Source organism: Halosolutus sp. DAT137 (assembly GCF_059736405.1).
On record NZ_JCAQID010000013.1, the window covers coordinates 1 to 13,555 of the forward strand.

11 protein-coding genes, 2 rRNA genes and 1 pseudogene are annotated in these 13,555 nt (G+C 63.6%); 9 read left to right on the plus strand and 5 right to left on the minus strand.

Annotated features, from left to right (window positions below; genetic code table 11):
* The 3 genes and pseudogenes from rrf (AC6I6L_RS19355) to AC6I6L_RS19365 all read left to right on the plus strand — a co-directional run.
* Positions 1-122, plus strand: a 5S ribosomal RNA gene (gene rrf / locus AC6I6L_RS19355).
* An 86-nt stretch (positions 123-208) separates the two neighbouring features.
* A 5S ribosomal RNA gene (gene rrf, locus AC6I6L_RS19360) occupies positions 209-330 on the plus strand.
* An 88-nt stretch (positions 331-418) separates the two neighbouring features.
* Positions 419-1,128: pseudogene (locus tag AC6I6L_RS19365) on the plus strand (MFS transporter); the annotation flags it as partial.
* A 221-nt stretch (positions 1,129-1,349) separates the two neighbouring features.
* Here AC6I6L_RS19365 and AC6I6L_RS19370 read toward each other — a convergent pair.
* Positions 1,350-1,919, minus strand: coding sequence for an HTH domain-containing protein (locus AC6I6L_RS19370; protein WP_497919415.1), 570 nt, complete (start codon positions 1,917-1,919; stop codon positions 1,350-1,352).
* 199 nt (positions 1,920-2,118) lie between these two features.
* On the opposite strand from AC6I6L_RS19370, the gene AC6I6L_RS19375 reads away from it, so the two are divergent.
* From AC6I6L_RS19375 to AC6I6L_RS19385, 3 genes are all read left to right on the plus strand, one after another.
* Complete coding sequence (locus AC6I6L_RS19375) at positions 2,119-3,351, plus strand: ornithine cyclodeaminase, nickel-pincer nucleotide-dependent (RefSeq protein ID WP_497919416.1); 1,233 nt, start codon at positions 2,119-2,121, stop codon at positions 3,349-3,351.
* 102 nt (positions 3,352-3,453) lie between these two features.
* Positions 3,454-5,088, plus strand: a complete 1,635-nt coding sequence (locus AC6I6L_RS19380) for a bacterio-opsin activator domain-containing protein (protein ID WP_497919417.1) — start codon at positions 3,454-3,456, stop codon at positions 5,086-5,088.
* Positions 5,089-5,153: 65 nt separating this feature from the next.
* A complete protein-coding gene (locus tag AC6I6L_RS19385) occupies positions 5,154-6,104 on the plus strand; it encodes a phytoene/squalene synthase family protein (protein ID WP_497919418.1) in 951 nt (316 codons plus the stop codon).
* A gap of 66 nt (positions 6,105-6,170) precedes the next feature.
* Here AC6I6L_RS19385 and cruF read toward each other — a convergent pair whose 3' ends face one another.
* The 3 genes from cruF to crtID form a co-directional block, all read right to left on the minus strand.
* Positions 6,171-7,040 carry a bisanhydrobacterioruberin hydratase gene (cruF, locus tag AC6I6L_RS19390; protein WP_497919419.1) on the minus strand — a complete coding sequence of 290 codons (870 nt, stop codon included), beginning with the start codon at positions 7,038-7,040 and terminating at the stop codon, positions 6,171-6,173.
* Positions 7,033-7,944: a prenyltransferase gene (locus AC6I6L_RS19395; RefSeq protein ID WP_497919420.1), complete on the minus strand. Its 912-nt coding sequence runs from the start codon at positions 7,942-7,944 to the stop codon at positions 7,033-7,035. The genes cruF and AC6I6L_RS19395 overlap by 8 nt, the downstream gene beginning before the upstream one ends.
* A 74-nt stretch (positions 7,945-8,018) precedes the next feature.
* On the minus strand, positions 8,019-9,581 hold the full coding sequence (gene crtID / locus AC6I6L_RS19400; protein WP_497919421.1) for a bifunctional phytoene desaturase/3,4-desaturase: 1,563 nt from the start codon (positions 9,579-9,581) through the stop codon (positions 8,019-8,021).
* A 183-nt stretch (positions 9,582-9,764) separates the two neighbouring features.
* Between crtID and AC6I6L_RS19405 the strand changes: the two genes are divergently transcribed.
* The 3 genes from AC6I6L_RS19405 to AC6I6L_RS19415 all read left to right on the plus strand — a co-directional run bounded on the left by AC6I6L_RS19405 (position 9,765) and on the right by AC6I6L_RS19415 (position 13,071).
* Complete coding sequence (locus AC6I6L_RS19405) at positions 9,765-11,627, plus strand: formate/nitrite transporter family protein (RefSeq protein ID WP_497919422.1); 1,863 nt, start codon at positions 9,765-9,767, stop codon at positions 11,625-11,627.
* Between the two features lie 58 nt (positions 11,628-11,685).
* Entirely contained in the window at positions 11,686-12,390 is a 705-nt protein-coding gene (locus tag AC6I6L_RS19410; RefSeq protein ID WP_497919423.1) for an SDR family NAD(P)-dependent oxidoreductase, read from the plus strand.
* 117 nt (positions 12,391-12,507) lie between these two features.
* Positions 12,508-13,071 (plus strand): type 1 glutamine amidotransferase domain-containing protein, encoded by a 564-nt coding sequence (locus AC6I6L_RS19415; protein WP_497919424.1) that lies wholly within the window; start codon positions 12,508-12,510, stop codon positions 13,069-13,071.
* A gap of 99 nt (positions 13,072-13,170) precedes the next feature.
* On the opposite strand, the gene AC6I6L_RS19420 is transcribed toward AC6I6L_RS19415, so the two are convergent.
* Entirely contained in the window at positions 13,171-13,455 is a 285-nt protein-coding gene (locus tag AC6I6L_RS19420; RefSeq protein ID WP_497919425.1) for a translation initiation factor eIF-1A, read from the minus strand.
* Positions 13,456-13,555 lie beyond the last annotated feature (100 nt).

Here is a 13,555-nt window from a genome sequence, read left to right on the forward strand (position 1 = left end):
TAGGGCGGCCAGAGCGGCGGGGTTCCTCCCGTACCCATCCCGAACACGGAAGATAAGCCCGTCTGCGTATTGGGGAGTACTGGAGTGGGAGACCCTCTGGGAAATCCGATTCGCCGCCTCCACTCATATCGCGATCCCCTGGGATCGCATTATCAATCAGCAGTGACCGATCGTGGCCTTGCGGCGGTTCGATTCCGCCGATCGGCATTACAGCGGCCAGAGCGGCGGGGTTCCTCCCGTACCCATCCCGAACACGGAAGATAAGCCCGTCTGCGTATTGGGGAGTACTGGAGTGGGAGACCCTCTGGGAAATCCGATTCGCCGCTTCCTATTCATATTCACGTTCCGCGGAGCAGCTGCTGTCTACGATCAAATCAGTTTGGTGTCCATCCGTTGGGTCTTAAACGCGGAACAACCCCTTTCGAGCTTTCGCTTCCAGTACGCGTTTTCGGTGACGCTGGTTCGGACGTGGGTACCGATCTTCGCCGGTGTCGCCGCAGTTCAGGGTGGGCTGGCCTACGGCGGATTCGCGGTTGCACTCACCGTGGTTGCCGAGAAATTTACGAATATGTGCTGTCAGCCGTTTACGGGACGGCTCTCGGACGGGTACGGGAGAGCCTTGTTCGTCTTTGCCGGCGGGGCCGCCTACGGGCTTGTGGCGTTTCTCGTCCCGTTTTCGCCTGCGATCGGGGCGTGGCTGGAGTTGCCCGCGAGTGTCGCGGTGACTGTGTCGATGCTGGTGGCGGGGCTTCCCCTACCGGGGTGGCTGCCACTGGAGGCAGTGCCGGCCTGGCTGACGATATTCGATGGGGTGTCGCATGCGTTTCTCCCCCTCATCGTGCTTGCGGGGCACTCGGGATCGCGGATAGTTTCCGCGAACCGGCGAGTATGGCGCTGTTTGCAGGCGAAGGGACGGACGAGGGAGGTGTCGCCTCGAGTTTCGGAATTCGGGAACTTATCTGGCGTCCGAGAAGCGTGGTCGCACCGTTGCTCGGCGGGTGGCTTATGTACGAAGCGAGTACGGCGTCGGTGTTCTACGTTGGGGGAGCGTTCGCACGGACTGGCGTCGGGTCCTTCCTTACCATTCTGGTCTGGTCCCACGGCGTTTCTGCGCTTTCCGAGTGGTAGAACGAAGTGAGTGAGAACCACGGACGGCGAACGGGGAACGCAGTGACCCGTGAGTGAGCGACGCGAGCGGGAACCGCGAACAGTACGATCAGTGTGTAACTCGTTTCAGTACCCTTCCGGCGTCCATCGATCGGGCGTCGCGAACTGCCGGGAATGGCAGTCAGCGACGGCCGCGATCGAGATGACAGGTGGCTGCGTGTGCGTGTGACGGTGCGAAATCGTCAGTTCGGGCCAGACGGTGACGGCTCTATGAAACGTCGAGCCGGTCTGCTCGCCCGTTGCTGGTCGGAGATCTCCTCGTCGCGCTGGCGACCCTCCTCGTACGTTATCACCGGGTCCGTCGCCTCGGCTGTAAGGGCGTCAAGGCGATCGAAGACGTCGATCGTTCGATCGCCATCGCGACACGGGGCGACGTGGACGAGGTCGCCGTCCTCGAACTCCGCGAGTGCGATCGTCGGGAGTCGGCGGACCGCGTACTCGTCGCCCGTAATCGAAGAGCGGACCTGACGCGTGCGGAAAAACGGCTGCAGGCTGTGGCCGGTTCGGCGCGCCCACTGCTCGAACGAATCCAGCCGGCCGTGGATCTGGGAAAGCTGGGGAATCCGCCGAGATCGAGCCGTTTGCTCGATCTCTTTCCCCCAGACGCGGATCTCGACCGACTCGATCGACGGCGCGGATTCGAGCGAGTCGACTCGCTCGAGTGCCCGTTCCTGAGTCGGTCCCGTGGTCACGGGGGCGAACGATCGGACCCACAGCTCGACCGTCTTCGACGTTGTGTGGTGTTCCGACACGGATGATCTCCGTCGTGGCTGTCCACGGACGAGCGTAAAAGCGTTCGGTCCGGTATCATATCGTGTGATTGTCTCTCAACGATGACAGTGGCTCGGTCGTCGCTGACCGTTCCAGTCGATTAGCAGCGGGGTCCGATCGCGTCGCGCTTCCCAACCCAGGACGTACACATTCACAGTGCTCGCTCGCCAACCCTCTTCAATGGCAGTTTCACGAACCGTCGAACTCGAGGGACACATCATCGACTCGGGGACGATGGGTACCTGTTTCGGGGTCGTCATGGACATGGGTGGCGAGTTCGAGGTCGAGGAGTTCGAGGTCGGCCGCCACAAACACGCCGAGTCGTACTGCCGAATGCGAGTCACAGCCGATACCGAGGGTGACCTCCGGGCGATCGTGCACGAACTCAATCAGCAGGGGGCAACCGTGGCCGACCCGCGAGACGCCACGCTCGAGGCGGCACCCGACGATCAGGTCGTTCCCGCCGACTTCTACTCGACGACGAACCATCCGACCTTCGTCCGGGTCGAAGGGGAGTGGATCGCCGTCGAGAACGTCGAGATGGACTGTGCGCTGGTCGTCGAGCCGGGTTCAGACGGAGAGGTTCCTCGCGTCAGAACCACAGTCCTCAACGCCGTCAAGGAAGGCGATCTCGTCGTTACGGGTGAGACCGGAATCCGCGTCGAACCGCCCGAACGCCCGCGCAACGGCGGCGGCTCGTTCGGGTTCATGCAGGGCGGCGTCTCGAGCGAGCGACCCTCCGCGTCGCTGATCGAGGCGATCGGCGACGAAATCCGCGAGGTCGACGCGAACGATGGGACGGTTCTCGTCGTCTGCGGGCCGGCGATCGTCCATTCGGGCGGCCGAGACGCCCTCGCGGACCTCGTCCGGGCGGGCTATGTGGATGCCCTGTCCGCCGGCAACGGCTTTGCCGTCCACGACTTGGAACGAGACCTCTATGGGACCTCCCTCGGCGTCGACACCGAGTCGCTCGAACACCCGCGGAAGGGCCACAAACACCACATTTACACGATCAGCGAGATCGTCCGGGTGGGCGGTATCGAGGAAGCCGTCACGGAAGGCATCGTCGACGAGGGTGTGATGTACGAATGCGTCCAGAACGATGTGCCCTACGTCCTCGCCGGGTCGATCCGCGATGACGGTCCGCTCCCGGACACGATTACGGACGCGATCGAAGCTCAGGATGCGATCCGCAAACAGGCCCACGAGGCCGATCTCGTGCTCATGCTCTCTACGCTGCTCCACTCGGTCGCCGTTGGGAACTGTCTCCCTTCGACGACGAAGACTGTCTGTGTCGACATCAATCCCGCAACCGTCACCCAGTTGCTCGATCGCGGCAGTGCCCAGGCGATCGGGATGGTCACTGACATCGGGACGTTCATTCCGCTCTTGCGCGAGGAACTCCTCGAGTGATCCTGCCCGTCCGGGACCAGTTCGTCCGGAACCAGGCCGTTGGTTGCGTTTCCCGACGGGTGGGCATGCGTGTTAAGACGATTCGCAACGAAGTTCTCCGCGATGGTCCAACGGCATTCCCTCGCCACTGCGACCCTCGATACGCTCCCGATCACGGTCGCTGTGCTCGACGCCGATGGAAATATCCTCCTGACGAACCGATCGTGGCGCGCATTCGGGACCGAAACGCGACCCGGCGACGCCGACGATATCGGCATTAATTACATCGCCACGGCTGCCGAGGCGGACGACGACCACGCCGAGCAAGCCGTCACCGGACTCGAGTCCGTCCTCGCCGGTAACCGCGAATCGTTCGCGATGGAGTACCCCTGTCACTCCCCCGAGGAAAAACAGTGGTTTCTGATGCGGGCCAGCCGCTTCACCGTCGACGACGAGACGCGCGTTTCGGTAGTTCACCTGAATATCACCGATCGCAAACTTGCCGAACTCGAAATCGAAGCGACCGCCGATCGGCTTCGGGACGAACGTCGCGCCCTGGAGCACGTGCTCGATCGACTCAACGGGCTGGTCCGGGACGTAACCACCGCCGCGGTGAGCGCCCAGACGCGACCCGAAATCGAGCGGCGCGTGTGTGAACGACTGACCGAACCCGATTCCTACGCTCTCGCCTGGACCGGCCAGGTCGACGTGACGAACCGACGGCTCACACCCAGCGAGTGGCACAGTTCGGGCGACGTTCCGCTCGAAGACGGCGAACTCGTCCTCGGCTCGGATCACTCACATCCAGCCGTGAAGGCGCTCGAAGAGGGAGTGCCGCAGGTGATTCAGGACCTCTCCTCGTTCGACGACGCCGATCGCTGGTGGCCCTCGGGTGCCGGATCGGCGTTCAATTCGGTTGCCGCATTCCCCCTCGAGTATGGCGACGTTAGCTACGGCGTCCTGATGCTGTTTGGCGACGAAGCGGGCGTCTTCGAACGGCGGGAACGACTCGTCCTCGAGTCGCTCGCGGATACGATCGCGACCGCGATAAACGCGATCGAAGCCCGCCGGATGCTGACGATCGATACAGTCGTCGAACTCGAACTTTCGATCGAGGATCCGTCGCTGTTCGTCACAACGCTCGCCCGCGAACTCGATGCGACCGTCACCTACCGAGGCCTCACCTACGAACCAGACGGGACCCCGCTGGTCTTTTTCCACGCCGACCGCGGCGGAGTCGCCGAGACCGTCGCGGCGCTCGACGCGGTTTCGGCTGTGACGGTTCTCACAGACCACGACGACGGAAGCCTGCTCGAAGTGGCCGTCGACGAGGAAATCGTTACCGCGATGAGCGAACACGGCGGTGTGATCCGGCGATTCGACGCCAGCGACGGTGTTACCGAGTTGATCATCGATCTGCCGAACGGCCAAGCAGCGCGATCGGCCTACGACCTGCTCGAGACCCGGTACGATCGCGTCGAACTAATTCGCTATCACGAAACCGAGGACCCGATGCAGACGCCACAGGACATGGCCGCTCGACTCGAGTCGGAACTGACCGATCGCCAGCTCACGGCGCTCCGAAAGGCCTACTACGCCGATTACTTCGCCTGGCCGCGGAACGTCTCCGGCGAAGACCTCGCAGAGACGATGGGCATCTCTCGGTCGACGTTCCACCAGCACCTGCGAACCGCCCAGCGGAAGCTCCTCGACGAACTATTCGCTGGCGATCGATCTCGCCCTACTAGTGAGGGGTAGTTCTTTTATATACACCTGTTGTATAGAAAACACCCGACTGCTGTCAGGTGGATACGAGACTACGAATGCAACAGGAACATATCGACGCAGGGAAGGCGATCCAGAAACGGACCGGAAAGACGTTCTATCTCGCAACGCGGTTTCTTCCGGAGCGGGTCCGCAACGCAACGCACGTGCTCTACGCGTTCTTTCGAATCGCAGACGAGGTCGTCGACGACGCTGCAGGGGTTCCACCGGCGGACCAACAGGCCGAACTCGACCGGCTCCGGGCGGAAGCGCTCGGTGAGATCGAGCCGAGCGACCCCGTTCTGGAGGCGTTTCAGGAACTCCGGGACCGCTACGGCATCGCCGACCACGAAGTCGAGGAGTTCATCGACGCGATGGCGACGGACATCGATCGCCGCCGGTACGAGACCTACGCCGACCTCGAATCCTACATGCGTGGGTCTGCGGCGGCTGTCGGCGTGATGATGACCGCGATCATGGAATCGGACGACGAGGAAACGGCCCTTCCTCACGCGATCAAACTCGGTGAGGCGTTCCAGATGACGAACTTTCTGCGAGACGTCCGCGAGGACATCGTCGACCGCGATCGAATCTACATTCCACAGGAGACGCTTCGCGCACACGACGTTTCCGAAGGGCAGATCGAACGCCTCGAGTACTCGGACTCGTTCGGCGCGGCGATGGCCGACGAACTCGGCCGGACGGAGGATCTGTATCGCGAGGGCGTCGCCGGCATCCGATATCTCCCCGAAGACTGCCAGCTCCCGGTCCTGCTCGCGGCCGTCCTCTACGCCGAACACCACGCCGTTATCCGCAACCAGGGGTACGACGTGCTCTCGACTGCGCCGTCACTGTCGACGACGCGGAAACTGTGGTGTCTCGCCAAAACGCGCTGGCACTGGCACTGGAACCGCGACCCCGAGGCTGTCTTCCAGCGCGTCTCCGCGATTCCGACGGCCGAACAGGATCGCCACAGTCCCGGTCCGGGCGAACACGTTCCGACTCGGTAAGCCGCCTCAACACGCACCGGTCAGCCAATCCGTCTCGAATTGCACGCCTCGCGAATCTGCCTCAGCTCATTTTCCGGCCCCGGCGATCGGCAGCGTGTCCCAGACCAGTTCGCGATCGTACCGGTCCGTACTGAACAGGCCGAGACAGAAGACCCCGGCCACGCCGGCCGCGAGCCAGTTGCCGTAGAGGACGTTGATCGTCCCCCACAGCAGGATGAAACTCACCAGATCGTCGAGGATGAACTCGCAGTCACGGACCCGTTCGCGGAGGGCCGCCCGATCGAAGGCGAGATCCACGAGGACGACGGCGACGGTCCCGGAGATGACCCAGCCGACGTAGTTCGAGACCGGGACGCCGTAGTAGACGCCAGACTCGAACGCCCAGAAGCCGATTGCGACGGCCGCCGGATCGAGTACGAGGTCGATCCCGACGACGGCCGCGATCGCGGTCCCGACTCGAACGATCGGATTTGCCGCCCAGTCCCGAAGCACGAGCAACGTGAGCAGGTAGGCGTTCACCACGAGTGGGATGAAAAACAGCGGCAGTGCCAGGGGAACCTCACCGAACAGCATCGGCCCGAGTTGAATGGTGTACTCGAAGGCACCGTACGGCCAGTTCGTCCGCACGCCGACGATTTCGATCACGTACGTATACGCGACGAGGACGCCGAGCGCGCCGAGCGCCCGCCGGTTGATCCGCGGGAGAAGCCCGACGACCAGGGGCGATCGCATCACCATCGTCCCGAACAGGATCAAAAACGGATTGTACGCTAGCGGGTCCGGAAGCAGTCCCTCGGCGCTCGCAACGAGCGTCACCGCCCCGACGAACGGGAAGACAACGGCGATCGTAAACCGATTCTCGCGGACGATCGTCTCCATGCGCTGTTGAACCGTCGCTCGCGTCCACTCGTGAGACCGAGGTGTCGTGTTATCCATAGAACCTCCAGAGGCCGCCCATCGTCAGTGTTGCGCCGACGATCGTGTTGATCGCCGGGAACCACCAGTAGGCCCGGTCGACGGCGACGCGGGCGGTGGCGATCGCTGCGACCAGCAGCGGGTAGACGGCCATCAGCGCCCCGAAACGCGGGTCGATCGCGGCGAACACAATCGTGCTCGCGAGCCAGCAGGCCCCACAGTAGGCGTAGGTCCGACGCTTCCCGAGGACCGTCGCAGTCGTTCGGATGCCGGTCTCGCTGTCCGGTTCGATGTCCGGAACGGCCGAAAAGGTGTGCATCCCCATCGCCCACAGCCAGCCGCCGACGATCGCGAGCAGCGGCGGCTGAGAACCGGCGACGGCGGCGTAGGCTGCTGCCCCCGGCGCGATGTAGAGCCCGTTCGAGACCGAATCCAGCAGCGGCGTCGTTTTGAACCTGACCGGCGGCGCGCTGTAGGCGGTCCCGAGGACGAGAAAGACCGCGAGCCAGGGCCACGCCGCGCTCGAAACGATCGGCAGGAATGAGAGCGGAAGCAGCGCAGCGACCGCAACGAGTGCGGGAACCGATCGCTGGCCCCGATATCGCGCCTCCTTCTCGTCTTTCTTCGGATTCGCGGCGTCGATCTCCCGATCGAAGATGTCGTTGATTCCGTACAGAAAGACGTTCGCGGGCAGGAGGAAGTACGCGAACAGGACGATCGCCGCCGGTGCGAAGAGGTCGCTAACGCTCTCGGCGGCGTAGGCGACGCCAACCAGAACTGGACCGGCGAGGTAGAGCCAGAACCGCGGGCGAGAGAGCACCAGCAGGTACGAAATCCGATCGCGAAGCGTGCCGCTGCGGTCGCCGCCGTCCGCTGCCGTCTCCGCGTTTGCGGTCGTCGCGGTCTCCGTCTCTGGCGTCGACATCGACGACGCTTTTGACCCAGACCCAGACTCGGACCCCGCGTTCGTCCTCGACAGCGAGTCCTCTGTCATGCCTGTCACTGGCGTTCGTCCGCAGATTCCGGTCGGCCGTAGTCCTCGAGCACCGCGTCGGCGGTCAACTCGCCGCTGATGAGACACATCGGGACGCCGATGCCCGGAGTCGTGTACGACCCCGTAAAGTAGAGACCGTCGACCTTCTTCGATCGGTGTGGCGGCCGAAAGAGCGCGGTCTGGCGGAGCGTGTGGGCCATTCCCAGCGCCGTTCCCTTGTAGCTGTTGTACCGCTGGGCGAAGTCGTCGACGGAGAACGACTCCTCGACGACGATCCGATCGCGCAGGTCGGTGCCGGTGTGCTCGGCGATATCCGAAAGGATCAGGTCGCGGTACTGCTCCCGGCGTTCGGGCGTGTCCTCGAGTCCCGGCGCGATCGGAACGAGGACGAACAGGTTGCTGTGGCCCTCGGGGGCCACGTCGTCGTCGGTCTTCGAGGGCACACAGAGGTAGTAGGCGGGATCGTCCGGCCACTGGGGATCGTCGAAAATCTGGTCGAAGTGTTCCTCCCAGTCGGTCGGGAGCACCAGCGTGTGGTGTTCGAGGTCCGGAACGTCGCCCTCGACGCCGAGATAGAGCAGGTATGCCGAGGGAGCGTACGTTCGCGACTCCCAGTAGTCGGCGTCGTACCCCCGTCGCTTCGGCGGCAGTAGCTCCTGTTCTGTGTGGGCGTAATCTGCGTTGCTGACGACCAGATCCGGTCGCAGCGGACCCTCGGGCGTCTCGACCAGGAACGCCCCTTCGCGCCCTTTGATCGCGGTCGCCGGCCGATCGGTGTCGTACTCGACTCCGAGTTCGCGGCCGAGTTGGGCGATGCCGTCGACGACGCCGCCGAGGCCGTTCTCGGGGTACCAGACGCCGAGGTTGAAATCGACGTGGCTCATCAGATTATATAGTGCCGGGGTATTCTTCGGTGAGCCGCCGAGGAAGACCAGCGTGTACTGCATGATTTGCTGGAGTTTTGGGTGCTCGAAGTAGTTCTCGACGTGGCCCTGCATCGACCCCAGCAGCGAGAGCCCCCGCGCCTGTCTGGCGACATCGAGGTCGATATAATCTCGCAGTCGGGTCCGGTCCTCGTACACGAAGTGTTCCATTCCGACTTCGTAGTTCTCTTTGGACTTCTCGAGGTAGCGTTCGAGGGCCTCTCCCGCGCCCTCCTCGTACTCCTCGAAAATCCGTTTGGTCCGATCGAGATCGGCCGTGATATCCACCTTCTCTCCGTGTGCTCGCGCACTTCGTGCGCTCGCATCGTTCGCGGAACTCCGTTCCGCGCTATCCTTGAAGAAGATCCGGTAGTGCGGATCGAGGTGCGTCAGATCGTAGTAATCGGTCGGCGTTCGATCGAACGTCGCGAAAAACCGCTCGAAGACGTCGGGCATCAGATACCACGAGGGGCCCATGTCAAACCGAAACCCGTCTCGTTCGAGTCGACTCGCCCGGCCCCCAAGCTGTTCGTTCTTTTCGATCACTCGGACGTCAGCGCCCGCGTCGGCGAGATAACAGGCCGTCGAGAGCCCGCCAAAGCCGGCTCCAATGACGACGACTGACTCCCCGGCCAGCGTTTCCATGTGTATTATTCAGTGGCGGTCCCCTGTTAAACGTACGTTTCCCTACACAGGGTTCCGCCACCGACCGCCAGCCGCTGAACGTGACGAGAACACGAAGTGGGACCGAGTTGCGGCCGACGCCCGTCTCTCGATTCGTCCACGCCAAAGCCAAACGATTAGTTCGTCTAACGGTTCGATCAACCAATGAGTGATTCTACGCGTACCGAACGCGATGAGACGGAAACGCCATCTCGGCGGAGACCGCCCGAACCGGCACAATCGGAGCAAGAAACGGTTCGTGACGCGGTCGAACGATCGAGACACGGTGCTCCCGCGGTCGGGTCGGTCGTTCGCGACCGATTCTCGTCGGACGAAGTCTTCCAGCGGATCATCGCGGACGCGGACGAAGAAATAACGTCGGGGAACCGCGAGCTATTTTTTAGCGGGCTGGCCGCCGGCTTTGCGATTACGATCACGTTCCTGCTGTACGCCTCGATGTACGGCGCGACCGACGGCCATCCGATACTTAGCACCCTGTTGTACCCTCTTGGTTTCATCTACATCATCGTCGGTGGCTACCAGCTGTACACCGAGAACACGCTGCCGCCGGTCGCGTTGACCCTCGAACGACTGGTCAGCGTTCCCGCATTGCTCCGGCACTGGACGATCGTGCTCGCGGGGAACTTCGCCGGCGGTGCCCTCGGTGCGGCCGCGCTGACCTGGGGTGGGGTCTTCTCGCCGGAGGCGGAAGCGGCAGCGATGTCCGTCTCCCAGCACGGCGTCGAGACGGCGTGGTGGTCCCTGTTCTCAAAAGCAGCCTTCGCCGGACTGATCGTTGCCGGAGTCGTCTGGGTCACCTTCGCGTCTCGCGACACGATCTCGCGGCTCGTCGTCGTCTATCTTGCGTTTCTCGCGATCCCGATCGGGAATCTGTTTCACGTCGTCGTCTCCTTTACCGAGATGCTGTATCTCGTGTTTGCCGGCGAACTTGCGCTGCTCCTCGGGATGACCGATTTCGTCCTCCCGGTGTTGCTCGGGAACACGCTCGGGGGTATCCTCCTTGTGACCGTCGTCAACTACTACCAGACGAGCGAGAAGCGCCTCGAGTCCGCACGGTTTGGAGGTGTCGAGCGGCGGTTATCGATCCGCGAATGGCTGTTCGGCGGATTCGTCGGTCGCTCCTACGTCCCCCTGATCGATACTGCCGAAACGAGCGACACCGGCGACGACGCCTACCGGGTGCTGGTTCCGATCGCAAATCCGCGGACGGAGTCACGAATCGTCGACCTCGCAGCCACGCTCGCAAGCGCTCACGAGAACGCAGTCGTTCACGTTGCCCACATCGTACAGGTGCCGGACCGCCCTGCCGCGACCGGCCGCCAGCGCGAGCGGATCGTGGCGGAATCCGAGAGCCTGCTCTCGGATCTCGACGACTCGGTGGGCGATTACAACGTCGACTGCGAGACGTCGACGGTGGTCTCGCACCGATCGTTCGAGGAAATCTTCACCGCGGCCGAACAGTACGAGACGGATCTGGTCGTGATGGGCTGGGGTGCAAACCGGCTGTGGGACGCCGCACGTGCCGAGCGCCCGCTCAGCGAACTCACTAGCCAACTGCCCTGTGACTTCCTCGTCTTCGAGGATCGCGGGTTCGACAGCTCTCGGGTCCTGTTGCCGACGGCTGGTGGACCCGACTCGGATCTCAGTGCGGAAGTCGCACAGACGCTCGAATCGATCGCCGGCGCCGAGATTACCCTCCTGTACGTCGTCGACGGACCCGAAGAACGCCAGCGCGGAGAGCAGTTCCTCGGAGAATGGGCTGTCGATCACGACCTGAGTGACGCGAATCTCGTCGTCGACGACTCCGGCAACGTCGAGGAGGCGATCTGTCGGGAGTCTGCTAATCACACGCTGATGTTGCTCGGGGCGACCGAGCGCGGACTGCTCTCGCGGCTGGTCACCGGCTCGCTGCATCTGGACGTCGTCAACCACGTCGACTGTTCGGTGTTGCTTGCCGAACGACCGACGCCGCGGAGCCTGTTCCAGCGCGTCTTCGGCCGTCGGTAACCCGTCCTGGGTTGCCGGGAGTCTGGGGTTTCCTGTGGCGGGCCGTCGTCGATCGCGTATGGACGAACTCACTACCGTCGTAACCGGTGGAACCCGCGGAATCGGCCGTGCGGTCGCCGGGGCGTTCGCGACCGAGGATGCATCCGTCGTCGTCGTCGGTGCTCGCGATCGCGACGCGATCGAGGAGACCGTCGCTGCGCTCGAAGGTATGACGGAACGCGGGACCGTCGCCGGCGTCCGGACCGACGTCCGCGACGAGTTCGACGTCGAACGGCTCGTGGAGACGGCCTCGCGAACCGGAACTGGCGGTATCGACGTCGTCGTCGCCGCGGCGGGCGTCTACCACGGCTCGCCGGGCGAGACGCCCACCGATCGGGAGTCGTACTCGACGATCGACGACCACTGGCGGACGAACGGGCGTGGCGTCTACGCGACGATCCGTGAGGCACTGCCGCACCTGAACGACGGTGCGCGCGTCCTCGTCCCGACTGGTGCGATCGCTCGAAACCCCAAGCCCGGGTACGGCTCCTACGCGATCTCGAAGGCCACGGCAGAGGCGGTCGTCCGCGGCTTCGCGGCCGACACCGAGTACGCAGTCGGCTGTCTCGATCCCGGACAGATCGCGACCGACCTCTCGGGCGGCGCGGGTCGGGACCCCGACTCGATCGCGCCGATGTTCGTCTGGGCGGCGACCGAGGCCGACCCGGACGCGATCGACGGCGACGTTCTCGGCTTGAAGGAGTGGAAACGGGCGACGCGGTGACCGTCCGGCTGATCAGACGAGTGCTCGCGTCTTGGATACCTCGACGAGCGCTCCCGACGACACCCGTTGCATACGTAAGTAGAACCGTTACTCCGATCGCGAGTCCACTCACGAGTGATGAACGAAACCGATCGACAGCCCCTCGAGGGAACGACAGTCGGGATCTTCCTCGCGTCGGAAGGGAGCGAAGAAGTAGAGTTCACCGAACCGAAGGCGGCCGTCTCCGACGCCGGTGGCGAGGTACACGTCCTCGGAAGCGAGACCGGCGAGGCACAGACCGTCACCAACGACCTCGAGTGGAGCGATTCCTACGAGGTCGACCGGACGTTCGAGTCAGTCTCGGCCGAGGAGTACGACGCGCTGATCGTTCCCGGTGGGACCGTCGGCGCGGACACGCTTCGGCTGGACGAGGACGCGATCGCGCTGCTCTCCGAGCACCGATCGGCGGGAAAGCCCGCGGGCGTCATCTGCCACGGCCCGTGGACGCTAATCGAGGCCGACGCGGTCGACGGCCGAACGCTCACCTCCTATCCAAGTCTGCAGACCGACGTTCGGAACGCGGGCGGCGAGTGGGTCGACGAGGAAGTCGTCATCGACAACGGGCTGGTCACCAGCCGGGACCCCGACGATCTCGACGCCTTCTGTGACGCGGTCATCGACGAGTTCGCAGGAGACGAGTAGCTCCGCTCTCGGGATTCGACGGCGACAGTTGCAGCGTTGCTCAGCGCTCTCGCTCGATAGAATCGGGTGCGTTACGATCCGCCGGACAAGGATACGGTATCAGTCGATGTGGCCTTCGCGGCGCAGCTGGTCTGCGTCCTGACTGGTGTATCGCCACTCGATCGTGGCCTTCTCGTCTTGCCAGTCCCAGGGTTCGGCGACGACGATGTCGTCTTGCTCGATCCAGGTGCGGTATTTCATTCGGCCGGGGATGCGGCCGAGGCGTTCCTCGCCGTCTGCACAGCGCAGCTGGACGTGGTTACCACCGAGGTGTTCGGTGACGACGGCGAATACTTCGTCGTTGTTGGGCATACGGAGGTTCCGTCGCCCGGAGTTTTCTGTCACAGGATGACTACGTGCGGTAGACGGTTAAATGGTTTGGGAAGCGTGATAGCACGTGTCTCGATTCGGCCGAGTCACCGGTTCTGGTGGCGTGTTTTCTCGA

Coding starts and splice junctions, on each gene's coding strand:
- AC6I6L_RS19375 (WP_497919416.1), top strand. CDS start 2,119: ATGGCAGTTTCACGAACCGTCGAACTCGAGGGACACATCATCGACTCG.
- AC6I6L_RS19380 (WP_497919417.1), top strand. CDS start 3,454: ATGGTCCAACGGCATTCCCTCGCCACTGCGACCCTCGATACGCTCCCG.
- AC6I6L_RS19385 (WP_497919418.1), top strand. CDS start 5,154: ATGCAACAGGAACATATCGACGCAGGGAAGGCGATCCAGAAACGGACC.
- cruF (WP_497919419.1), bottom strand. CDS start 7,040: ATGGATAACACGACACCTCGGTCTCACGAGTGGACGCGAGCGACGGTT.
- AC6I6L_RS19395 (WP_497919420.1), bottom strand. CDS start 7,944: ATGTCGACGCCAGAGACGGAGACCGCGACGACCGCAAACGCGGAGACG.
- crtID (WP_497919421.1), bottom strand. CDS start 9,581: ATGGAAACGCTGGCCGGGGAGTCAGTCGTCGTCATTGGAGCCGGCTTT.
- AC6I6L_RS19405 (WP_497919422.1), top strand. CDS start 9,765: ATGAGTGATTCTACGCGTACCGAACGCGATGAGACGGAAACGCCATCT.
- AC6I6L_RS19410 (WP_497919423.1), top strand. CDS start 11,686: ATGGACGAACTCACTACCGTCGTAACCGGTGGAACCCGCGGAATCGGC.
- AC6I6L_RS19415 (WP_497919424.1), top strand. CDS start 12,508: ATGAACGAAACCGATCGACAGCCCCTCGAGGGAACGACAGTCGGGATC.